Raw genomic sequence first — 22,545 nt, 5'->3', positions numbered from 1 at the left:
ACTGTAAACATCTATTTTTACTCCGATTTATTGCACTAAAATTAAAAAAATAGGGTATAAACATCAGATTCATTCCTAGTGATATCATACCGTTCAAAAATGTTTGGCTCATTTAATTTCTCTAAAAAATCGAAGGATTTACATTCTTTAGGTAAGCCTGAAAACACGAGGGTAAATTTCTCATATTTTATGATTTCTGTCCATTGTGGATAAGCAGCGATATTGTAAAAATGAAGAAGCTTTATCTTTTTTCCTGTCTGCTTACAAATTATGTAGGTCTTTGGATGAATACGAACTGTATTTTTCCATGAATTTATATAGCCATGAATAAATACTTGCCTCTCCTCCTCTACTTGTGTTAATTCAGAAGGAATTTCAATTTTTTCAGGTTTTGGAGGTTTTAAATCAGATAGATAGTTCATAGATGTAATTTATTATAATTGAAAAATATTACATCAAGAGAGAAAAGGAAGCCATTTTATTTTGACAGAAAGTCCCCATCTTTTTACCACCTTGGAGTGTTGCTCTAGGTTGGTGACTTGAAAAAGTCTCTTGATGTATGAAGACCAAATATAAGTTTTTCCCTTTAAGAAATAAAAGGTTGTCCCACAAATTAATAGAACTTCTTATATTGTCAGCAAAAATTACATGAAAGGGGATAGAAAATTTTCTGTAGTACAAATAGAAGAAATAAAAAAACTTGTTTTTGAAAAAGAAAATGCCTTACCCAATCAACAAAAAAAAATCAGGGACAAAATTCGAAAAATAGGATTTTATTATTCTGATTTTAGTCCAAGTAAAAGAGGTTATACTGTTCAGGATGTCGAGAATCTCATTGCAGTAGGAGAAATTGAAGTAATAGGAGACAGAAACCCAAAATCTCAACCCTTAGAAAAAACGAGAGCTGATAATTCAACCGACATTATTATTCTAGAAGAAATTCTCAGCGAATTTAGGAAGAACTGTTTCGACCCTAAAGTAAATTCTGAATCTACCATTCCCCATGCATCAGGTAATTATATAATGTGTCTTAAAGAAGGTTCATCTTTACCTGTAACAGCTATCTCTCCATTTTTTAAAAGCTTTGACCATTATAAAGTTATATATACAGGTATAGCAGGAAAGAGCCTAAGAACGAGAATTTTCAGAACACATTTTTATGGGAATAATGCAGGGCGTTCCACCTTAAGAAAAAGTTTAGGGGTTTTATTTGGCTATAAATTAATTCCAAGAGACTCAGACCCTACATCAGGAAAAACAAAATTTTCTCAGGTGGATGAGAAAGAACTTTCCAATTGGTTGTCCGAAAATATTTTAATGTTTTTCTATCAAACTGAGAATTGCCACAAATTAGAAGAAAAACTAATTGAAGAATTTAATCCCCCATTAAATCTTGATGCCAATAAATCTGAAAAAAATAAAAATTTCAGAGTATTACTTTCTCAATTGAGAAACAGCAAAAACTAACAAATGGAAGCAGCATTTTATTATCTAGTAAGGGTGAAACTTATCAGATTTATTAAAGATGATAACATAGATTTTATTTCTGATGAAAAGGAATTTATAGATAAAAGTCCCATTAAGGCAAGAGAAAAAGCTTTAGATTATTACAACAGTTACATTGATACCTTGTTAGAACCTAATCTTTCGCATAAAGAGGTGAGAGCACTTCTTTCTGAGAGAATAAAGGGAGCGGATAAACCTTATGAATTTGACCATATCTCAAATGATGAGGAGCTATATATACCTCCAAGTATGTCGAAGAGAATAGGAATAGGAGTTTTTCTAAAATTCACCCAGCCTGAAGGTGGAGAAAGGGAAGGTGAAGAACATCTGATACATGGAGTTGGTTTCAGTTTGTTTGGAACTAACTTGAGTATCATGGACAGCCTCAACTTAGAAATCAACTACTATAACGACTTTGGGTATGATAAGGATGACCAAGAAATTTCTTTACGGTTCTACAATGAAGAGGATGACGAAATTTATGATGAAGTCATTTTAAAAACTCCATTTGATTGGACAGGATTGGATAAACCACAAGATGACAATTTTGAAGAAGAAAAAGGAGAATCCATAGGTATTAAACCCAATGAGTTGTCTGTGGCAGAACTTGCGGAAATTTTAATCCACAAAGGAGAGGGAAAGATGATAGAATTTAAACCGTCATTGCAGTCCTACGAAAGAGATGGTAAGGTGGTTTTTGGGAAGTTCAACAGATTTGAAATCCTCCGAACTATTGCTGCTTTTTTAAACTCCAAAGGAGGCTTTTTACTCGTAGGTGTAAGTGATATAGGTAAATTATTAGGTTTAGATAATGACTTCTCCCTCTCAGGAGATAATTCTGATAACCCTAAAGATTACTTCAAAATTCAAGTCGATTACATCGTTAAAAACAATTTTAAAGCTTTAGCTTCCAACATTAGTGGGGAATTTGTTAATCTAGATGGAAAAGAAATCTATTTTTTCAGAGTGAAGCCAAGTGCTCAACCTGTTTTTGTGCTAAATGATACCGAAAACTCAGTCAATCCTCAAAAACAATTTTATGTAAGAATGACTGGGGCATCTTCTATTCACTATTATGATATTGAAGACATAGTGGGATACTGTCTGAACCATTGGGGGAAATCCAGCTAAATTTCATTTTCAAAAACATGAACTATCTAGAAAACTTTATTTAGAACAAAATGAGTATGTCTCACATTTATCAGCCTGTAATGATAAAAAAGCTGTTGCTTAGTGAGGGAAAAGCTCATAAATCGGAGATTGCTCAAGAAATACTTTCCTTTGACTCGTCACAAGTAGAATATTACGAGAAGGTTACAAATAACATGGTGGGCAGAGTTCTCAGAAGTCATGATATCGTGGAGAAGGAAAAGAACCACTACACATTAAAGAACTATAAAAATCTCTCTCCTAAGGAAATCGAAGAAATAATTCAACTTTGCGAAACTAAGATTCAAGAATACTTGAAGAAGAGGGGAATGGCTATTTGGGAACACAGAAGAAGAAATCGTAAACCCATTAGTGGATCTGTAAGATATCAGGTTTTAAAACGTGCATATGGGAGATGTGAGTTATGTGGAGTCTCTAAGGAAGAAAAGGCTTTGGAGGTCGACCATATAGTTCCGAAAAATTTAGGAGGTGAGGACTCCATTAATAACTATCAAGCTTTATGCTTTACCTGTAATGCGAACAAACGTGACACCGATAATACTGACTTCAGAGAGTTAGAGGGTTATTATAATACAAAGGATACGACATGCATCTTCTGTAATGGAAACTTTCAAAAGATTTTTGAGAACAATCTTGCCTTTTCTTTCCTTGACAGGTATCCTGTGACTAACTTCCATACCTTAATTATACCCAAGAGACATTGCTCTACCTTTTTTGATTTGACACAAGCGGAGTTGAATGCCATATATGGGTTAGCTCAAAAGGTAAAAGAACAGATAATTGCAAAGGATTCGTCAGTCGGAGGATTCAACATAGGTTTCAATGCTGAGGAAGCAGCAGGACAAACTGTGAATCATTGCCATATGCATGTCATTCCTCGCAGAAAAGGTGATGTAGAAAATCCTATAGGTGGTATTCGGAATGTTATTGCAGGAAAAGGACAATATTAAATCCTGTTAGTTTACAAAAGGTAATAAGAGACCTTGAAAATGATGATAAGCTTCAGGGGTTAGTGAGGGAACTTTCCTAAAACCTTAAATAATTTTTTATAATCCATAAACCGCACTTAAGTAATAACGTGAAGTACTGGTAGGGAAAAAAAATCATGAGTTATTAGGGGTCAAAAAGCGTCTTTCTCTGTCCGTCACATTGCCTTTCAAGAAACTCATTTTGCCTCGTCAGAAGCCAAATAAGCTCTCTCCTGAAGCTTTCTTGTTTCAGAGGACTGATGTTACCATGAAAAGAAAATGAACGGCTTAGGAACGATTTTTTAATGGTCTAGAATTATCAAAAGAATTACCTTCTTAAACCTCAATAGAAGAGGGGGTTACAATTCGTCACAGAAAAAGGAGAAGCCTATGCCCCTCCCCCCGTCCTTCTGTCTGTCCAAACCATTTCTAAAGGCTATCAGGCTTTAAAATAGAACTTGAGAGAGCTTTTCTTCTCTTGAAGGGTATGGTTGCTCTCTTGGAAATATTGAAAGGTATAGAAGGAAAAAATAAATATCCCGTTACAAAAAATATAGGATGCCCATTAAGAGGCTTGTGCAACGGTTATCATTTTTACCACAGTTTCTATAAAATTATTTCTTGAGCGTGTAACCTTATTATGTTATCCACATCTAATAAATTGCGCTCTTTATAAAAATTGGTGTGTTCTTCATAAGTCAACCACCTTGAGCCAATCATTCTTGCATTGAAAAGCTAATCAAAAATCCTGTAAGAAACATTTTTCCCACTAACGTTCTTTTTGTTCAGAGACTTTTCAGTTTCCATAATCTTCTTTACTTCGCAGATTGGCACGTGTAACCCAGTACTTACCATTTTGCTGTCAGAACTTTGTAACTTACTTGTAGGGCGTAGAAAAGCACAACAATAAGGAAGCCTATAACCTTTAATATTCTTTTTCCCTTTTTCATTTCCACAATAACCTGCTTGACATAGGTTTTTGCTCATTTTTTCTATTTGGGCGCTTAAGCTTCCAGCTTTAAAATTCAGACTTTTATTATTCCACGTCTTGTACTGCATATGTAAAAAACGAATTTGTCCGCTTTTTGTGTCCAAATGTTCGTAGATTAAATCCGCTCCGATAATATTTTCTGCATTGTCTGGATGCAAAAGTCTTAGACGAAGAACGTTGTCACTATCTAATCTATAATCAACGAATTCTTCTCGCTCGTAAATTTTGTTTTTTAATTTGAGGTCTTCTCTTTCTGCGAGATACGTGTCTCGATTGAGTATTTTATGCTCAGATATTTTTCTTGGTTGAAAATATTCAATCGCACTTTTATAGTCTCTAATTCGTTTTTTTAAAAATCTCTTGTTGTCTTTATTTAGGGCAAGACTATCCAAAATTTTCAAATCCTTTTCAATTAAGTCAACTGGATTTACTTCTTTTTCAGGTGTTGATTGTACATCTGCTAATTCTTTGTAATATTTAACCCAATCACTTTCATTCTTTCTATCCAACAATACCGTAATTGATTCATACATTTCTGGATTTAAATCTTGAACTAAATCAATTGTTTGCTCGTAGGAAATCGGTTGATTTAATTTTCTCGAAATACTAACGACCTCTCGCAAAGCATTAACAAGTTGAAACGCAATATCTCTTCTGTCATCTTCGTTGACTTTATCATTTGAAAAGTAATCCATATTTTATTTCTCGATGTTTCTTCAATTCTGACTAACGTCAAATTTTGTTGGTGATTATTAATTGGTTACAAATATAAAATCTGTCTTTACTTCCTTCAATTCTCTACCTCTTTTCCTTGACGTTAGCCGAAGAAATTAATGGAGTTTCTTCATGTGGGGAATTGTGGGCAACGTGCCGATAGACTATTGGGTTTATATCCTTTATGTTTTCTTAAAGTTATGCTAATCTAATGGGTTTTTAATCGTTAGAAAAATATTAATTGCAACATAAGTGTAATCTCTGTGCGATATTTCAATGAAAAGGATGATGAAGTAATTTTAACTCCCCTTAAAACCGTTTAACCATTTTGTTCAATTTCAATCCACATTAAAGGAACATTATTTTAGACTCTGAGACTTCAAATGGAGACACGAGAGACCTTTTCTTCTCCTCAAGGACACGTTGCTCCATATGTAAGATTAATGGCTTAGATGGGAAAAATAAAGAGACCACTAAAAAGATTACATGATGCATTTATCCCTGCCCTTTAAGCAAAAAAAGGAGCAGCCTTTGCCACTCCTCCTTTAAATCTACTAAATCCTCTGAAATGCCTTGATTTACTGGCAATCTGGGTGCAAGCAATACTAACTTTTAATTATATAAATAACTAAAAGGTATTGCACCATTAGCTATCAGAAAACTTAAATAGGTGGTATTTGTCTTCAGTAAGTGAGAAGTCCTCTTTAAGGAGTTTAATAAGGCTCTTTTGGGTAAGACCAATCTCTTTGCCAAAAATTTTATACCAGATAGGCTTCATTTCATTTGCTTCAAATGATTTTTTCTGCTTTAATTGTAGAATAAATTCTTGAAACTTATGCTTTAAATCCCTGTCTTTATCATTTTTAGGATTATCCAATAGGTTCTTTAGGTTTTGAATTTTTATAAGGTTTGTAATTGCCTCCTGTCCCCTTTTTTTACCATTCCTAAACATTTCAATATTTTTTAAACCTACCTTTTTTAGCTTAATGAAATTAACACATAAACTTTCGAAATCCTTCAACTCATCTTGAACAAAACTATAAAGACAAATTTTTTTATCCATTCCTTTGAAATTAAAGTAGTTTTGGATTTCTTCATTACGACTGTAGCTTAAAACAGCATCAATACACATTTCTGTTTCCTTTAACCAGAGCCTATCTATCGTCTCTTTTGTGACCTTCCTCGATTCCTTAATTTCAGATATGTCAATTTCCTCCATCGTCCAAGAAGCGTCCAATCTTACTTTTAGGTCATAATTAGTTTCAAGAAAGGAATTATACTCCTCATGATTAAACGAACTATAAGTGATATTAGTGGTTTTATAAGCTAAAAAAAAAGGATTGATTGTACACGAATGGACATAAAAATACTTATCAAACTCAGACAAATCTGTATAAGTGGTAAAATCTCCTGAGCATCTTCTTTTTAAACTACGTTCCTGATTTTTAAAATAATTCGCCTCATTAAAAACATTAAAATCCTGATTGTTTTTCATTTTGAAATAATGATAATTTTTCCTCTGGGGTTCTATATGTCTAAACCTTGCAAAAAATTGTTTTATACTTTCTGGTCTCTGACGGTAATCATTTTCTATGAAGACGACATCTGTAAAACCTTCTTGGTAGAGACTAACTCCCTCATCAATTACTCCAGTAGTCAAAACCACTCTCACATTATTTCTAAATTTTCCTTTTTCAGCCATTAATTTAAAATCTTCACTTTTCTTTATCTCAAAATCAGAATGTAAAATGAGTATTTGGTTTTCTTCAAATCTCTTTAATTCTATTAATTCTTGCTTTACGCTTTTCAAGACCTTTTCGCTATTCACTCTGATGATAACTTTTCCCTCAACAAAATTTAAATGGTTCAAGATAATTTTTTCAGCCTCTTTATTACTTACTCTTTGAATAACCTCTGTAACATTCCTATCTGTGTTTTCCAGGTTTATTAGCTTGTACCCTAAGGAGCTAAAGATATTAGAAGGTGTGCCTGTTAAACCTATCACCTTCTTATCTTTTAAGAGCCATGTCAGTTGGGATATAGTTTCTGGTTTATAACCATTAGCCACAAGGAGATTATGAATTTCATCAACTATAATGTAATCAAAAGGTACTTGGTCTTTTAATAAGGTTATTCCTTTTTCATATGTTGCCATTACAATTCTATCTTCATAAGCTTGCTGAAATTCTCCTAACCCACTAATTCCTGTCAATCCAGTTAGGTTAGGGTAATCATTTTTGGATTGGTCAACAATTGCAGTTAATGGTTCTAAAATTAGAATCTTTTTTTCTGGAAAAAATTGAGGAAAAAATTTTAAAAAAGCTGTGGTTTTACCTGTACCTGTTTCAGCTCTTAAAATGATTTTATCTTCATTCTTATAGTCCTCTATAATTGATTTTATTTTTCCACCAATGTGTCCTTTAATTTTATAAGATTTGTCATATACAATTTCAATTTGATTATAGCCCAGGTAACTTCGGAGAACTGTTTCATCTATATCCAATTGACGAACTTCCTGAAAAAACATTGATTTTTGTTTTACTGTTCCTTTTCTCAAATGATAACAAACTTTAGCCACTTCATCTTGCGAAGTATGGTTACTGAGATAGTTTAATCCATCTTCAAAATCCCTTTCATCAATAATTATTTCATCGTAACCTTGAACTCTTAAATCATTTACTAATGATTCAAAATCGCCATTAAATAAGAACTTTTTAGAAAATTCAAAAGCATCATATTTCTTTTTACCACCAAAGGTTTCGCTATAGTTCATATAGGTATTGTCCTTTAAATCTACAAAACCTGTGGAATAGCTTAAACTCTTTGAATGTCTTAATCGAATTGAATCACTACTCTTATTTAATTCATTAAAACCTGCTTGTTGAACCAAAAAACGTATATCAGCATCGGTATTGTATTTTTCAATAATGGAAGTTGATATAGTGTTAGAGGTGAATTTATACTGAACTACTCCTAAATCATCTAATTCTAATTCTTCCTTTAATTCATAATTAAAAATCAATGGTTCTTTATTTAATTCAACTGGATATTGTTGTTCCGCTAAATAACGTCCTTGCCTGAAGTTCGCCTGAGATTCATCAAATTCTATTTCAATTTCCAATTTTGATTTTAATTCAGTTTTCAAAAACTTATAAATTGCATTCCCCACAATTTGATGGGAACGAGAATGAGAATCCCCAATTTTTACTAATTGAGGTACATATAAAATTCCTGCAATACCTTCTTGACTATAGGAACGATAGGTTAATAGAGAAATCTTCTGAAAAAAATTAAATACTCTCTGATTTACTGATGGATTTTTTAGGTGTTTATTGATTACATTCTTCACATCAATGTCGAAAAACAGAAAGGGTGAAGGCTTTGAGCAATCTGAACTTTTAATACCATCGGTATAAATCCCCTTCAGGATTGTAGGATGCTCATTTTTACTCTTTCCTTCCTTTTTAAATGAATTGATTCTATTCTCAAGTTCCTCTAAACTGAAATAATTTATAATCTCACCTCCATTTTTGCAAATATCAATTTCTGTAAAAAATTTATCCACCAAAAGGTGGCTTTTAAATGGCTCGTTAATAAGTTTTATAGAAGCAACACGTTTTTTTATTGGTTGCGCCTTCAGATTTTTAAAATCCATCAGAACCTCCTTTCTTATTTAAAAGTGCATCTACATCTGCTTTTTTGTAGTATACCCTAGTTCCCACTCTAATTGGAATTAGTATTTTATGCTTTTTCCAAATTGTGTAATGTTTGGAGGGAAACCTGAAAAAAATCAGCTGTTTCTTCTTTCGTCCATAGTACCTGGTTCTCTTTAAAAGGTTGTTGAAGTCCTTCTATTTCATTCAGAACTTCACGTAACCTTTCCACTAGCTCATCTATCGATGTGCCCTCATTCATTAAATTTTTCATCTGTTATAAATTTTAGTTTTACATTTTTCAGGTTCATTCCTGTTTAAAAATTTATAAGAGATAGCGCTATTTCTTATGGTAGCAAGATGGCTGCTTTTTTTGGTTCAAGCAACTGGGCAAGAGCACATTAACAGCTAAAAAAATTAACAAAAAAGATAATTAATTGAAAATGAGAGGAAAGAAATTAAACTTAGATAAGTTAAACAGATTTTAACAAATTCTGTAGGAACTTTAATAAGAAAATTTCTTAAAATTAACATAACGATATAGAGAAAAGGTTGTCAAATTCCTCTAAACTAGATAAGTTAAGGTGAAAAACGTCAGGTTGGAAGTTGTTAAGAATTAAAACTACTCTTTGAAAAAATCATACTCAGCAATTTTTAAGCTTTTTTGTAGATGGTCTGCTTTGATGTAGTTGTAAAACACTCGTTCAGAACTATGTCCACTTATAGCATAATATCTGCCATAGGGATTCCAGATAAACAGCATTAGGAATTTAATTAGGAATTTAATTTTAGGTAGCCATAAAAAGTTTCCTGATGTTTATAGACGTGAAATAAAGGGATATTGGTATCCTAGTTGATTTTATTTCAGAAAAATAACATTTTTTTCGTGTAAAGGAAGTTTTATTTTAAATTAGATAAACCATTGGTAACGAATAGCATAAAGACCAATATCAGTTTAAAAAAGACTTCTAATAAAATTCTTTTTCATTTGCCAATCATTCGGAAGAAAAGGACACATTTGATTAAAAGATGGCAGAAAAAAATAGTGTTGATAGAATTTTAGAGCTAGCTAGAACTTTACAGAAAGAATCAGATGAGGAAGATGTAGTTCTTACCGTTCAAAGATTCGTGATCTTTTTAAAAAAAAACATCGCTTTTCTTTCGTCAATTCCTATTTTATTAGGAGGCATTTTTCAGGTGATTTATTTATTGAATATTAATTTTAGCTTTCTAAAGTTCTTTAGTGGAACACAAATGGTATCAGATGGATTGTTAATGATTTTTCCATTTTTAATTTTGCTTTTCTGTTATTTCTTATGGAGTAGAACTTTAAAAGGAAAAATTCCCCATGGGATTATGGCAGTGCTCTTAACTATAATACATATTCCTGTGCTTATAAAAGTGGGTAAATATCCTTTGGAAATGGAAATGTTCATTCTAACAGGTTTTACTCTATTAAATTATTTATACTCTTTCTTGATACCACAAAAGAATAGATTAAGAATGAATGCTCTAAAAGGAGTTAATGGGCTGTACATAGGAACTTATGGATTGTTTCTCTTTTTAAATGGCTTTTCTTTTATTAATAGTAAAAGTAGTCTTCAAAATATGACCAACATTGAAAATGTCTATTGCTTTCTGGGCAAGGAGGGCTACAACACAAAAAATTCGGAGATTCTATATTACAATGATAAATATCTGTTTGTGGAAATGGGAAATGTTGGTGAGCGAAAGGTAAGAATTTATCCTTTTCAAATTTTTTTAGATTTTAAAGCGTGCAGAAATTAATATCTGTAAGAATAGAAGTCATATTATATTCATCTTTTAAATTAGCAAAGCAATTTTTTTTGATGCTTTGATCTATCTAAAAAAGCCACTTGTCACGACTAGTTTTTTAAAAAACTCATTTAAATAGTGGAAAGAAGGTGAAAGAGAGGGTGACTTTTTTAACTTTTGCCTTAAGGATTTCCCTAAGGTTTTTAGAGGGTATCTGAGGTAGGTAATCCTGTTAAGGCTTAGGATGGTTCTTTCGAGCTTATCTGACCATTCTGAGGTGCTCTATATTAGCTTTTCTTGGTGCTTAGGTCTTAGTTCTCTTCTGTTTGAGCCTCTTCTGTAGTAAATTTTTACCTCCTTAAAACTTTAAGAAATATTTAATTGATAATCTATTTCATCTAGTTTCGAAGTAAAGGAGGTCTAAACCCTTTGATAATGTGGAGTCAAGAAAGATGATAAAGAATTTAATTGTTTCACACTTATTTTTTAATTGTTTTACACAATCCTGATAAACCTTATTATTAGTATATTTACAATATATTATTACTTTTATCACAAAAGTAATTATATTTTTTTGTTTACCTCCCTCTTTTAGTACCTTTGGTAGGCACGAAAATGAAATTCATTTAAAAGAAAAATTATGCCAATTACTATAATGGGCGACAAGGAATTTGAAAATATTCCTTCTATAAAAAGCAAAGCACTTCGCATTAATTTAAATGACAATATCTATGGAACTTTCTCTGAAATTGGTGCTGGCCAGGAGACAGTAAGGAATTTCTTTAGAGCCGGTGGTGCTTCCGGAACTATAGCAAAAGCTATGAGTGCTTATGACAAGGACTTTAGTGATGCAATTTATGGAGTTGAAGATGATCGCCGATATGTTACAGAAGCACGACTTAAAAGGATGCTTAGCCATGAAATAGACCTCATCGAAAAAAGGATTTCCCGCGAAAAACATCCCGATAAACTTTTCTTTACCTATGCAAATACTGTAGCAACTATAGATTTTGCGAAGAAGTATAAAGGTCATGGATGGGTTGGGATCAAATACCAGGTGCGTCCAGACGAAGATTACAACGAGATCAGCCTTCACGTAAGGTTTCATGAAAATGACGCCCGCCATCAACAGAATACTTTAGGGATACTTGGAGTAAACCTTATTTACGGAGCTTATTATAAATATGATAACCCAAAAAAATTACTGAGATACCTTTACGATCATATTGATAAAGATCAGATAGAAATTGACACGATCAACTTTTCGGGACCACGTTTTAAAAATGTGGATAACCGACTTATGAGTCTGCAACTGGTTAAAAACGGAATGACAGACGCTGTGATGTTCGCTCCTGACGGGAATAATGTTTTACCAGCCAAAATTCTTTACAAAAAGAACATTCTTGCGTTAAGAGGAAGCTTTCGTCCGGTAACAAAGGTGAATATGGACATGTATGAGCGATCTTTGGAACTTTTCCTCAGAGAGAATAAAGTTTCTGAAGAGAACACTGAAGTGATCTTTGAAATCACTCTCTCCAACCTTAGAGCCGAAGGGGAGATTGATGAAAGGGATTTTATGGATCGTGCAGAATTGCTCTGTTCCCTGGGACAGACTGTAATGATTTCCAATTTCCAGGAGTATTACAGAGTTGTTGAGTATTTCTCTAGATATTCCAAGCAAAGAATGGGACTTGCTATGGGTGTAAATAACCTTGTGGACGTTTTTGATGAAAAATACTACCGACACCTTAGCGGCGGAATACTCGAAGCCTTCGGAAAACTATTCTTTAAAGACCTGAAGGTTTATTTATACCCACTCAAAGATCCTGAAACAGGAAAGATTACTACGAGTGACGATATGAAAGTACATCCAAGAATGAAGGAGTTGTACAAGTTCTTTAAATACAATGGCAGGGTTGAAGATATTGAAAATTATAACCCTGAAATCCTGGATATTTACTCACGCGAAATCCTCCAGATGATAAGCGAAGGCAAAGAAGGCTGGGAGGAAATGCTCCCTGAGAACACGGCTTCTATGATTAAAGAACTAAACCTTTTTCATTATAAAGAGAATAAGAAAAAAGCAGAAACCGAAAAAGCAGAAATAAAATAATCCATATGGATATATTAAAAGCGAGGGGCTGAAAATTGCAATTTTCAGCCCCTCGCTTTTTTTAATTGATATTTGTTGTTTTAAGTTATCCGCTCAATTTTGGCTCCTATTGCTTTTAGACGTTCATCAATATTCTCATAACCGCGGTCAATTTGTTCAATGTTATGAATCACCGAGGTTCCTTTTGCAGACAAAGCCGCTATTAACAAAGAAATTCCGGCACGAATATCCGGAGAACTCATTGTAGTAGCCTTTAAAGTAGATTTAAAGTCATGACCTATTACCGTGGCCCTGTGCGGATCACAAAGAATAATCTTGGCTCCCATATCTATAAGCTTATCCACAAAAAACAAACGGCTCTCAAACATTTTTTGATGTATAAGCACACTTCCTCTTGCCTGTGTGGCAACAACAAGCAGGATACTCAGTAAATCGGGCGTAAATCCAGGCCATGGAGCATCACTAATGTTCATTATAGAACCATCAATAAAATTTTGCACCTCATATCCATTGGTATGTGCAGGAATGTGAATATCATCCCCCTGCTGCTCTATAGTAATTCCAAGTTTTCTGAACGTATTTGGAATAACACCCAACATATTCCAATTCACGTTCTTAATAGTTATTTCGCTCCTGGTCATTGCAGCAAGCCCGATCCAGGATCCTATTTCTACCATATCTGGTAAAATCCGATGACTGCATCCGCCCAGTTCATTCACACCCTCTATAGTTAGAAGGTTAGATCCCACGCCGCCTATTTTGGCACCCATGGAATTTAACATTTTACAGAGTTGTTGTAAATAAGGTTCACAGGCAGCATTGTAAATAGTTGTAATACCTTTAGCCAGAACAGCTGCCATTACAATATTGGCAGTCCCGGTGACTGAAGCCTCTTCAAGCAGCATATAACTGCCCTTTAAGCCGCCTTCGGGTGCTTCCACCCCGTAAAAACGTTCTTCTTTATTATACCTGAATTTTGCTCCGAGCTTAATAAAACCTTCAAAGTGTGTATCAAGACGTCTTCTTCCTATTTTATCGCCGCCAGGTCTTGGAATATAACCTTTTCCAAACCTCGCCAGTAAAGGTCCAACGATCATAATAGAACCCCTTAATCCGCTACCGTCTATTTTAAATTGTTCGCTCTGTAAATAATCCAGGTCGAGCTCATCACTTGTAAAAGTGTAGCTTCCCTCCCCTCTATTTTCTACTTTAACACCCAAATTCGAAAGTAGCCGAATGAGTTTATTTACATCCAGAATATCAGGAATATTTTCTATTGTAACTTTTTCTGAGGTGAGCAGAACAGCGCAAAGTATTTGGAGAGCCTCGTTCTTTGCACCCTGTGGCTGAATACTGCCACTTAGCCGTTGCCCTCCCTCTATCTGGAAAGATCCCATGTATAATTATCGATTTTAATAGCGTTTACGGCCCTTTTTAGTTGGTTTTTTAGAATTGCTCTTTGTGCTTTTCTTTCTTCCGCGCAGTAGATTGGAAGAATCACTAAGATCCTCGTCAGAGTTTTTCAGATTCAATTCCCCGCCGCTAAGCTCCTTTAGATGTTCAAAAATAACATTATCGTCAACCGTATCCCTGTTCCAGTTAAGAAAGGATTTTTTCATATGGTTGGCAATAGTAAAAACCAAAGCATCTTTTAATGGACCTTCATCATACTCCTTGGCTTCGTCTATCATCCGCTTAATATTATTTCCGTAGAAACGATACTTCGGGAAATTTTGAGGATACGCTAAAGGTTCTGGTCGCTCTTCCAATATTTCTCTGGAAGGCTTGGGAAAAGGTGACTCTACATCCAATTTAAAATCACTGATAATAAATAACTGATCCCACAATTTATGCTGAAAATCGGGTACATCCCTTAGATGCGGATTCATGTTACCCATAACCGCAATAATGGATCGGGCGACTTTGTTGCGCTCTTTATCGTCTTCAATCTCTACGGCGTGTTCAACCATTTTTTGCAAATGGCGACCGTATTCAGGAATAATTAATTGGCTCCTTTCAGAGTTATATTCTAATGCGTTTGTCAAATTTGAAATTTATAAGGTAATAAAAAATTGCAGAAGTTTTAAACGTTTGCAAAATACTAAATTTAATTCAGGAAAGACAGTAAATAACTTGCTTTTATTTGCCTGATGATTTTAAAGTGAAATCACGCCTTTTACTTCCCTTCCAACCTCTTTATATTTCTCGATTACGGCATCAGGATTCTTCATCCTTACATTAATGGAAACACTGGTATACTTACCATTCTTGGATTTTTTTGTAGTAATTACTGCTCCCAAATTGTCAAATATCGATTCTATTTGTTTTATTTCCTTTGCATTAGTAGGAACAATAAATTTATAAAGATATTCTGATGGCCATAAGGATGTATCCTGTAATTGCGTCTTTAATTTATCGTAAAATTCTTCGTTTTTCTCTTCACTCATAATTTTTCCCTTCATTTTAGTATTGCAAAGATACAAGGAATGCTTTCATTTTTATAATCAAATTCAAATACCGAAATTTGCAGTGTGAAAAAGAAAAAAATTATTATCACCGGTGGTCCGGGTACTGGAAAATCTTCAATCGTTCATCATCTTGAAGAACTGAATTATAAATGCCTTCATGAAATCTCACGAGATGTTATACGCGAGGCACAACTAAACGGAATTGAACAACTATTCCTTGAGGATCCCTTACTTTTTAGCAGGAAACTTATGGAGGGACGAATTGATCAGTTTCGTGAAGCAGAAGAGAATCCTTCAGAAATTATTTTTATAGACCGTGGAATTCCGGATGTCACTGCATATATGGATTATCTTGGCACGGATTATCCGGAAGAGTTTGTGGAGCCCTCTCGTAAGTATAAGTACGATAAAATCTTTATTCTGCCACCCTGGAGAGCAATTTATAAGAGTGACAATGAGCGTTATGAATCCTTTGACCAGGCAAGCAAAATTTCCATATATCTAAATAACACCTATAAATCTTATGGTTACCAGCCAATTTTGGTACCTGAGGCCAGTATTGAGGAAAGAGCTAACTTTATCCTCAATAATTTAGGATCTTAAAATTGCAGGAAGCACAACATATACTACAGAAGTTCTGGGGGCACTCAGAATTCAGGCCGCAGCAATGGCCAATAATTTCAGCCCTGCTAAGCAAAGAAGATGTGGTTGCCCTGCTTCCCACAGGTGGTGGTAAATCAGTTTGTTTTCAAATTCCCGCACTTATGCAGGAAGGGATTTGCATTGTGGTTTCACCTTTAATTGCACTTATAAACGACCAGGTAAACGCGCTACAGGCCAAGAACATTAAGGCTATGGCCCTCACCGGCGGTATGCGCTATAACGATCTGGATAAAAACCTGGACAACTGCATCTATGGAAATTATAAATTCCTGTACCTCTCACCAGAACGTTTGCAGCAGGATCTTGTCCAGGAGCGCATCAGGCAGATGCATGTTAACCTTATTGCCATAGATGAAGCGCACTGTATTTCCCAATGGGGTCACGATTTTAGACCGGCTTACAGAAATATTGCCATTTTGCGGGACATTCAACCCGAAGTTCCTTTTGTAGCCTTAACCGCCACTGCCACTGCAGAAGTGATAGAAGATATGAAGACAGAACTGCTGATGCCAGAAGCTCAGGTAATAAAACGTTCTTTTGAGAGGGAAAATATTGCCTACAACGTTCTGAATGCTGAAGATAAATTTTATCGGCTATCTCAACTCCTGAATAGTAAAGAAGAAACTGCCATTATTTATGTTCGTAGCAGGAACGCGACTATAGAAATTACAGACCATCTAAAGAAAAGCGGCTATACCGCTGAAGCTTTTCACGGCGGATTAAAGAATGAGGATAAAGCCGACAAACTAGAAAAATGGCTGCGGGACGATTTTTACATAATGGTGGCCACTACGGCCTTTGGAATGGGTATCGATAAACCTGATGTTAGGCAGGTAATCCATTTGAATCTTCCCGAAAGCCTGGAAAGTTACTTTCAGGAAGCAGGACGCGCAGGAAGAGATGAAAGACAGGCTGTTTCGACGATTATTACCAATACCGGCGATATTCCAATACTTAAAAATCAATTCCTGGTAAATCTTCCCAACGTTGAAGATGTAAAACTGGTTTACAAAAAACTAAATTCCTATTTCAGGATAGCCTACGGAGAGGGTGCGAATGAAAATTTTGATTTTAACTTTTCTGAATTTTGTTCCCAGTATAACCTGAATTCGCATAAAACCTATAACACGCTTCAAATGCTGGATCGTTGCAGCATTATAAGACTTTCACAACAATTTCAAAAGAAAACCGAGATACAGTTTATAGTGACTGCCAATCGGCTTACGCATTATCTTCAGGAAAATGAAGCTACTGATAAAATTGTTAAATCCATCTTGAGGACCTATGGCGGAATTTTTGAAAACAAGATAAATGTTGGTCTTGCTTCAATATGCAAGAAAGCTTCCATCCCTGAAGATAAAGCAATAGAAATTCTTAAAAAGCTGGAAAGAGATGAAGTTATAGATTTCACCCATTCCCAACAGGACGCTGCTGTTACTTTTCTTGTTCCGCGGGAAGACGATACCACTATAAATCCCGTAGCGGAATATATCCGGCTACACCAGAAAAATAAAAAAGATAAAATTGAAGCTGTTCTTCATTATATTAATAATAAAGAGGTTTGCAGAAGCATTCAATTACTTTCCTATTTTGGAGAAAAGACAGAAAAACCCTGCAAGATATGTTCTGTCTGCCTTGAGCATAGCACTCCGCTTTCCAGGAAAGAAATGAATAGTATATATAAAGAACTCGCTTTTCATTTAAAACAAAAAGATTTGTCATCCCGGGAACTAACAGAAAAAATTTCCTTTCCTGAGAAAAATGTTTTAAAAGTGCTACAGCTGTTGATCGAAAAAGGAATTATTACGCGAACCAGCAGTAACCAATATAAAATCATTCAGAAATGAGAGACCTTAGAATCGTATTTATGGGTACACCAGAATTTGCGGTGACCAGCCTTATAAAAATTATTGAAGCCGGTTACAACGTGGTCGGAGTAATTACAGCACCAGATCGTCCTGCCGGAAGGGGAAGAAAACTTCAGCAAAGCGACGTAAAAAAATATGCATCGCAGCAGGATCTAAAGATACTGCAACCAACAAATTTGCAATCCAAAGATTTCCAGCAGCAATTGCAGCAACTCAAACCAAATGTGCAGGTAGTAGTGGCATTTAGGATGCTGCCAAAGTCTGTTTGGGCTTTACCCGAGTACGGCACGTTTAATTTACATGCATCGCTCCTGCCCCAATATCGCGGCGCGGCTCCAATTAACTGGAGTATCATTAACGGCGATAAAACAACAGGAGTTTCTACATTTTTTATAGATGAAAAAATAGACACCGGTGCCATGATCCTTCAACGACAATTATCTGTTGGAGAAAATGAAAATGTAGGAGTATTGCATGACCGATTAATGGAAAGTGGGGCTGATCTCATTTTGAAGACACTGGAACTTATAAAAAGTGATAAAGTAAAAACTACTTTGCAGGAAGAAAATGATCATTTAAAACCTGCACCTAAACTCACAAAGGAGAATACGAAGATTAACTGGGAGAGACCAGTAGCAGAGATTCATAACCTTATAAGAGGTCTAAACCCTTATCCTGCTGCATGGAGCATCCTGCAAAATGCTTCAGAAGAATATAAGGTGAAAATTTTTGAAGCGGAAAAAATATTAGATTTACATGAATTGCCGGCGGGCACCATATTATTAAATGATAAAAAACTGAAAGTCGCAGCACCTGATGGTTTTCTTCAAATTGGTGAAATGCAACTTCCGGGAAAGAGAAAAATGGCAATTCATGACCTGCTAAACGGTTTCAGTTTCAATTCTGAAGCAAAAATGCTCTGAGGCCTTATGCCTGCTGAAATCATAAAAAATCAATTTTTGCAAGACTTCTTTGTTAACAAAAAGCCAAAGTTATTAACAATAAACTGCATTTCCCTTGATATTACTTGCGTGGCCGGGAAATCCATATAAATTTGTAAAGCAATGTAACAGAATGTTTAACCAACAACTTTAATTTCACATTATGAACAAAACTGATTTAATCGACGCAATGGCTGAAAATGCTGGTATTTCAAAAGCAGCTGCTAAAAAAGCCTTAGAGTCTTTCCTGGAAAATGTAGAGAAATCCCTTAAAAAAGGAGATAGAGTATCTCTTGTAGGATTTGGATCTTGGTCTGTATCAAAAAGAGCTGCTCGTGAAGGTAGAAACCCGCAAACTGGAAAAACTATAAAAATTGCTGCTAAAAACGTAGTAAAATTTAAAGCCGGAGCAGATCTTCAAAAAGCTGTTAACTAATAATTTATATTAGGAAAAAGAATCAAAGCCTCCATGGGAGGCTTTTTTTTATTAGAAAATTGGCATAATCATTTGATTTTTTTAAATAAATACTTAGATTAGTTAAAAAGAACCCATTATGATAGCTTTAAAACCAGCCAAAGGGCACCTGCTTGTAGCAGAACCTACAATAATCGGGGACGTGGCATTTAACCGATCGGTGGTGCTGTTAGCTAATCATTCCGATACCGGATCTGTAGGATTTATTCTGAACAAAGTTCTCGATTTCACTCTTAAGGATCTTATTCCCGAACTTAAGTTCTCGTTTAAAATTTACAACGGTGGTCCTGTAGAACAGGATAATCTTTACTTTATACATAAAGTACCTCATCTCATTCCTGATAGTATCGAGATCGCCAATGGTATTTACTGGGGCGGTAATTTTGAAGCGGTTAAGGAACTGGTTAACCGGGAAATGATTGATGAAAACCAAATAAAATTTTTCCTGGGATATTCCGGTTGGGATGCCGACCAATTAAATGCGGAACTTGATTCGCATTCCTGGATCGTCACTACAAACGAGGATCAGACAGGTCTTATAGAACGTCCTTACGATTCTTTCTGGAAAGATAAAATGCTTCAGCTTGGAGGGGAATATCTCCTATGGTGCAATGCACCCGAAAATCCCAGCTACAACTAACCTAGTCGTGCTTTTACATTCAGTTTAGAAAGTAGTTCTCCTGAAACTTTAGAGGCATATTCTTTTTTCCTGTATTTTGATATTGGCTGAATTCCTACAACAACATTTGTAATAAACAGTTCATCTGCTTTCTGAAGTTCAAAAGGAGAGATCGAAGTTTCCTGTAATTGAAATTCCGGAACTTCTTTTATTATTTTTAGAAGCTGTTTACGGGTAATGCCGTTTAGAGCACCGTCACTAATGGGCGGTGTTTTTATAACATTATTTTTCACCAAAAAAATGTTTCCGTTTAAGGCTTCGACAACACTTTTGTTCTCATTTAAAAGCAGGCAGTTTTTATAATCATTTTCACTGGCATAAATACTTCCAAGAACGTTTATAGCCCTGTTGTTGGTTTTAACGCTGGAAAGGATTCCGCTGTTAATGTAATGGTCCTTAAACAGCTCAACTTCATAAGAGTCATCATTTAAAAGGTAAAATGAATTTTCCAGTTCTTCTGCGATAATGGTATACCCTATTTCCCTGGTGGTGGGTTTGTAAAAACCACCCTGTTCGCGAAAAACGGCAAGTTTAACCCTGGCGGGGAAATTATCTAAATTGTTATTTTTAACTAAGTTTTGGATCTCTTCTTCTAGAAATTCCGGAGAAAAAGAAGCAGGAATTTCCATGCGCATAATTCTCATTGAAGACATTAGCCGGAAATAATGATCTTCCCAGAACATTATATTTCCGTTTATCACTCTAACAGTTTCAAAAACTGAATCGCCATAAGCAAATCCACGATTAAAAACTGAGAGGGTTGCGTCCTCTTCTCCAACTAAGTTTCCGTTTAAATTGATCATAAAAAAGCCCCGTTTTTAGAACGGGGCAAAGGTAATATTTTAATCAGGAATACTATACTGAACCAAGCACCTGTTTCAAATCTGAAATCATATTTTCCCAAAGCATTTTTCCTTCATCCACTTCTCCTTCTTCAGCAAAATCTGTTATCATAATAGAAACGTCCTTAGTGATATCATCCACCTGGATTCTTATCTCAAAATAATATGGTGTGTCTTCTTCTTCAAGCCACCTGAATTTGATTCGTTCATCACTCTTTTTGCTTACCAGCTTCGCCTTTTCTTCACTGCCTTCCCAGATAAATGTAAAAATTTCTCCACGAGAATTGACATTATCGGCATACCACTCGCTCAAACCTGAAGGTGTAGAGATATATTGATATAGTAAAGATGGAGAAGCATGAATAGGAAATTCCATTTCGTACTTGATCTTTTCTTCCATTGTTTTTTTGGTTTTGAGCCAATATAGATATTAATTATAAAGATAGAAAGAAAAGAAAATAAATATTTTGGAAATTATTGTTTGCGCCAATTCAAATTGTTTCTATATTTGCACCCGCATTTGCACAGAGGGTAAACGCTTCGGAAATAAGGCTAATGGTAGAATTTGGCAATTTTCGAATTTTGGCGAGGTAGCTCAGTTGGTTAGAGCGTCGGATTCATAACCCGGAGGTCCCGAGTTCAAATCTCGGTCTCGCTACTAGAAAAGTAAAGGCTTTCGAGAAATCGGAAGCCTTAATTTTTTTACTTAGTACAGAATAAGTACAGAAGAGGCTATATTTTTATCTCTATTTATATTTATAGGAAATACATTCCAAAACTTCTAAAATCACCTGAATATTATGGTTTAACGGCCAAATTGGGTACTATTTAATAATCTATCCAAAAATTTTGCTCTTACCAGTAATAAATGTCGCAATGCAGAAGTTTTGTCTACTGCTTTTTTTAATGGAGATAAAGAAGCTAATTAACAGTAAATCTATAAAATAAATTGTGATATATTATTTTTAAAAGTCCTCAACGATTCCTTTGAAGAGACAATAGATAAAGTTACAAAGGATCGATCTAAAATAAGAAGGATTCGGAATCCTTACCAAAATTGATGTAAAGGAAACTTTAAAAAGAAGCTGGATGTTGATTTTTGGAAGTACAGGATCCTAGGGCTCGTAATCCGCAGATGGCGCATAAGCAATTTCCGCAGAAAACTAGATCGGTACCCTGCTGCCATATAATGTAATTGTTCAGGAGACCGAGTTAGGAAAAACTGAAGTTTCTGCAGTAGATCTCGTAGCCTCCATGACAGCAATAGAGAATGAGGAATTATGAAACATGGCTAAAGAGGTTCGGTCAAAGCTCAAAGCAGTGATTGAACGGCTAAATTAATCTACCTCTTTTTAAAATTCCACAAAAAAAATCCTGGATTCTCAACAGAAATCCGGGTTCTATATTTATTGATTTTGTGTTCAAGCAGTCTAATTAACTGAAAGGAGAACTTTTAATTTTTATGATTTGTATCAGATTTGACCTCGCAGGTTCCTGTGGAGCAATTTCCATATGCACAACCAAATGCAAATAATCCCATTGCAGCCGGCCAGGCGCCAAGAATAAGATCGATCAACTGACCCTCCAAAGCGCTTTGTACAATTACCCATACTCCAATTAAAAGATAGGCAGCGCGTATCAAGGTCCAATTGCTAAAAACCCTGTTGATCATGATCCAATTTTATTATTAAGGCTCTTCCAGCTTCCGCCGTTGTAAA

21 protein-coding genes, 1 tRNA gene and 1 riboswitch are annotated in these 22,545 nt (G+C 34.9%); of the genes, 12 read left to right on the top strand and 10 right to left on the bottom strand.

Annotated features, from left to right (window positions below):
- Positions 1–41: 41 nt before the first annotated feature.
- Entirely contained in the window at positions 42–422 is a 381-nt protein-coding gene (locus RM541_RS04295; protein ID WP_311498988.1) for a hypothetical protein, read from the bottom strand.
- Positions 423–469: 47 nt separating this feature from the next.
- Positions 470–564: riboswitch (SAM-I-IV-variant riboswitch) on the bottom strand.
- Positions 565–648: 84 nt separating this feature from the next.
- Between RM541_RS04295 and RM541_RS04290 the strand changes: the two genes are divergently transcribed.
- From RM541_RS04290 to RM541_RS04280, 3 genes are read left to right on the top strand one after another with little or no spacing between them, the layout of a single operon-like run.
- Positions 649–1,467: a GIY-YIG nuclease family protein gene (locus tag RM541_RS04290; protein WP_311498987.1), complete on the top strand. Its 819-nt coding sequence runs from the start codon at positions 649–651 to the stop codon at positions 1,465–1,467.
- A gap of 3 nt (positions 1,468–1,470) precedes the next feature.
- Positions 1,471–2,637 (top strand): AlbA family DNA-binding domain-containing protein, encoded by a 1,167-nt coding sequence (locus tag RM541_RS04285; protein ID WP_311498986.1) that lies wholly within the window; start codon positions 1,471–1,473, stop codon positions 2,635–2,637.
- A gap of 56 nt (positions 2,638–2,693) precedes the next feature.
- A complete protein-coding gene (locus RM541_RS04280) occupies positions 2,694–3,626 on the top strand; it encodes an HIT domain-containing protein (RefSeq protein WP_311498985.1) in 933 nt (310 codons plus the stop codon).
- Between the two features lie 753 nt (positions 3,627–4,379).
- Here the strand turns inward: RM541_RS04280 and RM541_RS04275 are convergent.
- The 3 genes from RM541_RS04275 to RM541_RS04265 all read right to left on the bottom strand — a co-directional run bounded on the left by RM541_RS04275 (position 4,380) and on the right by RM541_RS04265 (position 9,276).
- Positions 4,380–5,330 carry a hypothetical protein gene (locus tag RM541_RS04275; RefSeq protein WP_311498984.1) on the bottom strand — a complete coding sequence of 317 codons (951 nt, stop codon included), beginning with the start codon at positions 5,328–5,330 and terminating at the stop codon, positions 4,380–4,382.
- A 665-nt stretch (positions 5,331–5,995) separates the two neighbouring features.
- Positions 5,996–9,004 carry a DEAD/DEAH box helicase family protein gene (locus tag RM541_RS04270; protein ID WP_311498983.1) on the bottom strand — a complete coding sequence of 1,003 codons (3,009 nt, stop codon included), beginning with the start codon at positions 9,002–9,004 and terminating at the stop codon, positions 5,996–5,998.
- Between the two features lie 86 nt (positions 9,005–9,090).
- Positions 9,091–9,276 carry a hypothetical protein gene (locus tag RM541_RS04265; protein WP_311498982.1) on the bottom strand — a complete coding sequence of 62 codons (186 nt, stop codon included), beginning with the start codon at positions 9,274–9,276 and terminating at the stop codon, positions 9,091–9,093.
- A 755-nt stretch (positions 9,277–10,031) separates the two neighbouring features.
- On the opposite strand from RM541_RS04265, the gene RM541_RS04260 reads away from it, so the two are divergent.
- Both RM541_RS04260 and RM541_RS04255 read left to right on the top strand, forming a co-directional pair.
- A complete protein-coding gene (locus RM541_RS04260; RefSeq protein WP_311498981.1) occupies positions 10,032–10,790 on the top strand; it encodes a hypothetical protein in 759 nt (252 codons plus the stop codon).
- 628 nt (positions 10,791–11,418) lie between these two features.
- Positions 11,419–12,891: a TonB-dependent receptor gene (locus RM541_RS04255; protein WP_311498980.1), complete on the top strand. Its 1,473-nt coding sequence runs from the start codon at positions 11,419–11,421 to the stop codon at positions 12,889–12,891.
- Between the two features lie 80 nt (positions 12,892–12,971).
- Here the strand turns inward: RM541_RS04255 and murA are convergent, their stop codons facing one another.
- The 3 genes from murA to RM541_RS04240 all read right to left on the bottom strand — a co-directional run bounded on the left by murA (position 12,972) and on the right by RM541_RS04240 (position 15,338).
- Positions 12,972–14,288, bottom strand: a complete 1,317-nt coding sequence (gene murA, locus RM541_RS04250) for a UDP-N-acetylglucosamine 1-carboxyvinyltransferase (RefSeq protein ID WP_311498979.1) — start codon at positions 14,286–14,288, stop codon at positions 12,972–12,974.
- A gap of 15 nt (positions 14,289–14,303) precedes the next feature.
- Complete coding sequence (locus RM541_RS04245) at positions 14,304–14,936, bottom strand: DUF4290 domain-containing protein (protein WP_311498978.1); 633 nt, start codon at positions 14,934–14,936, stop codon at positions 14,304–14,306.
- A gap of 111 nt (positions 14,937–15,047) precedes the next feature.
- Entirely contained in the window at positions 15,048–15,338 is a 291-nt protein-coding gene (locus tag RM541_RS04240; RefSeq protein WP_311498977.1) for a DUF493 family protein, read from the bottom strand.
- 84 nt (positions 15,339–15,422) lie between these two features.
- On the opposite strand from RM541_RS04240, the gene RM541_RS04235 reads away from it, so the two are divergent.
- The 5 genes from RM541_RS04235 to RM541_RS04215 all read left to right on the top strand — a co-directional run bounded on the left by RM541_RS04235 (position 15,423) and on the right by RM541_RS04215 (position 19,946).
- Positions 15,423–15,962: an AAA family ATPase gene (locus tag RM541_RS04235; protein WP_311498976.1), complete on the top strand. Its 540-nt coding sequence runs from the start codon at positions 15,423–15,425 to the stop codon at positions 15,960–15,962.
- A gap of 2 nt (positions 15,963–15,964) precedes the next feature.
- Positions 15,965–17,869, top strand: coding sequence for a RecQ family ATP-dependent DNA helicase (locus RM541_RS04230; RefSeq protein ID WP_311498975.1), 1,905 nt, complete (start codon positions 15,965–15,967; stop codon positions 17,867–17,869).
- Positions 17,866–18,813: a methionyl-tRNA formyltransferase gene (fmt, locus tag RM541_RS04225; RefSeq protein ID WP_311498974.1), complete on the top strand. Its 948-nt coding sequence runs from the start codon at positions 17,866–17,868 to the stop codon at positions 18,811–18,813. Before RM541_RS04230 ends, fmt begins: the two co-directional genes overlap by 4 nt.
- A 181-nt stretch (positions 18,814–18,994) precedes the next feature.
- Positions 18,995–19,267 carry an HU family DNA-binding protein gene (locus tag RM541_RS04220; RefSeq protein WP_006990442.1) on the top strand — a complete coding sequence of 91 codons (273 nt, stop codon included), beginning with the start codon at positions 18,995–18,997 and terminating at the stop codon, positions 19,265–19,267.
- Between the two features lie 118 nt (positions 19,268–19,385).
- Positions 19,386–19,946, top strand: a complete 561-nt coding sequence (locus RM541_RS04215; RefSeq protein ID WP_311483623.1) for a YqgE/AlgH family protein — start codon at positions 19,386–19,388, stop codon at positions 19,944–19,946.
- On the opposite strand, the gene RM541_RS04210 is transcribed toward RM541_RS04215, so the two are convergent.
- Entirely contained in the window at positions 19,943–20,788 is an 846-nt protein-coding gene (locus tag RM541_RS04210) for an aminotransferase class IV (RefSeq protein ID WP_311498973.1), read from the bottom strand. The genes RM541_RS04215 and RM541_RS04210 overlap by 4 nt on opposite strands.
- Positions 20,789–20,840: 52 nt before the next feature.
- Complete coding sequence (locus RM541_RS04205) at positions 20,841–21,227, bottom strand: START-like domain-containing protein (RefSeq protein WP_311494611.1); 387 nt, start codon at positions 21,225–21,227, stop codon at positions 20,841–20,843.
- A gap of 184 nt (positions 21,228–21,411) precedes the next feature.
- On the opposite strand from RM541_RS04205, the gene RM541_RS04200 reads away from it, so the two are divergent.
- A tRNA-Met gene (locus tag RM541_RS04200) sits at positions 21,412–21,485 on the top strand.
- A 509-nt stretch (positions 21,486–21,994) separates the two neighbouring features.
- Positions 21,995–22,111 carry a DUF302 domain-containing protein gene (locus RM541_RS04195; protein WP_311499283.1) on the top strand — a complete coding sequence of 39 codons (117 nt, stop codon included), beginning with the start codon at positions 21,995–21,997 and terminating at the stop codon, positions 22,109–22,111.
- A gap of 169 nt (positions 22,112–22,280) precedes the next feature.
- On the opposite strand, the gene RM541_RS04190 is transcribed toward RM541_RS04195, so the two are convergent.
- Positions 22,281–22,499, bottom strand: coding sequence for a hypothetical protein (locus tag RM541_RS04190; protein ID WP_311498972.1), 219 nt, complete (start codon positions 22,497–22,499; stop codon positions 22,281–22,283).
- Positions 22,500–22,545 lie beyond the last annotated feature (46 nt).

Origin of the sequence: Autumnicola psychrophila (genome assembly GCF_031846645.1) — a bacterium.
Lineage (GTDB): Bacteria > Bacteroidota > Bacteroidia > Flavobacteriales > Flavobacteriaceae > Autumnicola > Autumnicola psychrophila.
This window is presented reverse-complemented; position numbering and strand designations above follow the sequence as displayed.

Coding starts and splice junctions, on each gene's coding strand:
- RM541_RS04295 (WP_311498988.1), bottom strand. CDS start 422: ATGAACTATCTATCTGATTTAAAACCTCCAAAACCTGAAAAAATTGAA.
- RM541_RS04260 (WP_311498981.1), top strand. CDS start 10,032: ATGGCAGAAAAAAATAGTGTTGATAGAATTTTAGAGCTAGCTAGAACT.
- RM541_RS04205 (WP_311494611.1), bottom strand. CDS start 21,227: ATGGAAGAAAAGATCAAGTACGAAATGGAATTTCCTATTCATGCTTCT.
- RM541_RS04210 (WP_311498973.1), bottom strand. CDS start 20,788: ATGATCAATTTAAACGGAAACTTAGTTGGAGAAGAGGACGCAACCCTC.
- RM541_RS04265 (WP_311498982.1), bottom strand. CDS start 9,276: ATGAAAAATTTAATGAATGAGGGCACATCGATAGATGAGCTAGTGGAA.
- RM541_RS04290 (WP_311498987.1), top strand. CDS start 649: ATGAAAGGGGATAGAAAATTTTCTGTAGTACAAATAGAAGAAATAAAA.
- RM541_RS04190 (WP_311498972.1), bottom strand. CDS start 22,499: ATGATCAACAGGGTTTTTAGCAATTGGACCTTGATACGCGCTGCCTAT.
- RM541_RS04285 (WP_311498986.1), top strand. CDS start 1,471: ATGGAAGCAGCATTTTATTATCTAGTAAGGGTGAAACTTATCAGATTT.
- RM541_RS04220 (WP_006990442.1), top strand. CDS start 18,995: ATGAACAAAACTGATTTAATCGACGCAATGGCTGAAAATGCTGGTATT.
- fmt (WP_311498974.1), top strand. CDS start 17,866: ATGAGAGACCTTAGAATCGTATTTATGGGTACACCAGAATTTGCGGTG.
- RM541_RS04270 (WP_311498983.1), bottom strand. CDS start 9,004: ATGGATTTTAAAAATCTGAAGGCGCAACCAATAAAAAAACGTGTTGCT.
- RM541_RS04255 (WP_311498980.1), top strand. CDS start 11,419: ATGCCAATTACTATAATGGGCGACAAGGAATTTGAAAATATTCCTTCT.
- murA (WP_311498979.1), bottom strand. CDS start 14,288: ATGGGATCTTTCCAGATAGAGGGAGGGCAACGGCTAAGTGGCAGTATT.
- RM541_RS04280 (WP_311498985.1), top strand. CDS start 2,694: ATGTCTCACATTTATCAGCCTGTAATGATAAAAAAGCTGTTGCTTAGT.
- RM541_RS04275 (WP_311498984.1), bottom strand. CDS start 5,330: ATGGATTACTTTTCAAATGATAAAGTCAACGAAGATGACAGAAGAGAT.
- RM541_RS04215 (WP_311483623.1), top strand. CDS start 19,386: ATGATAGCTTTAAAACCAGCCAAAGGGCACCTGCTTGTAGCAGAACCT.
- RM541_RS04240 (WP_311498977.1), bottom strand. CDS start 15,338: ATGAGTGAAGAGAAAAACGAAGAATTTTACGATAAATTAAAGACGCAA.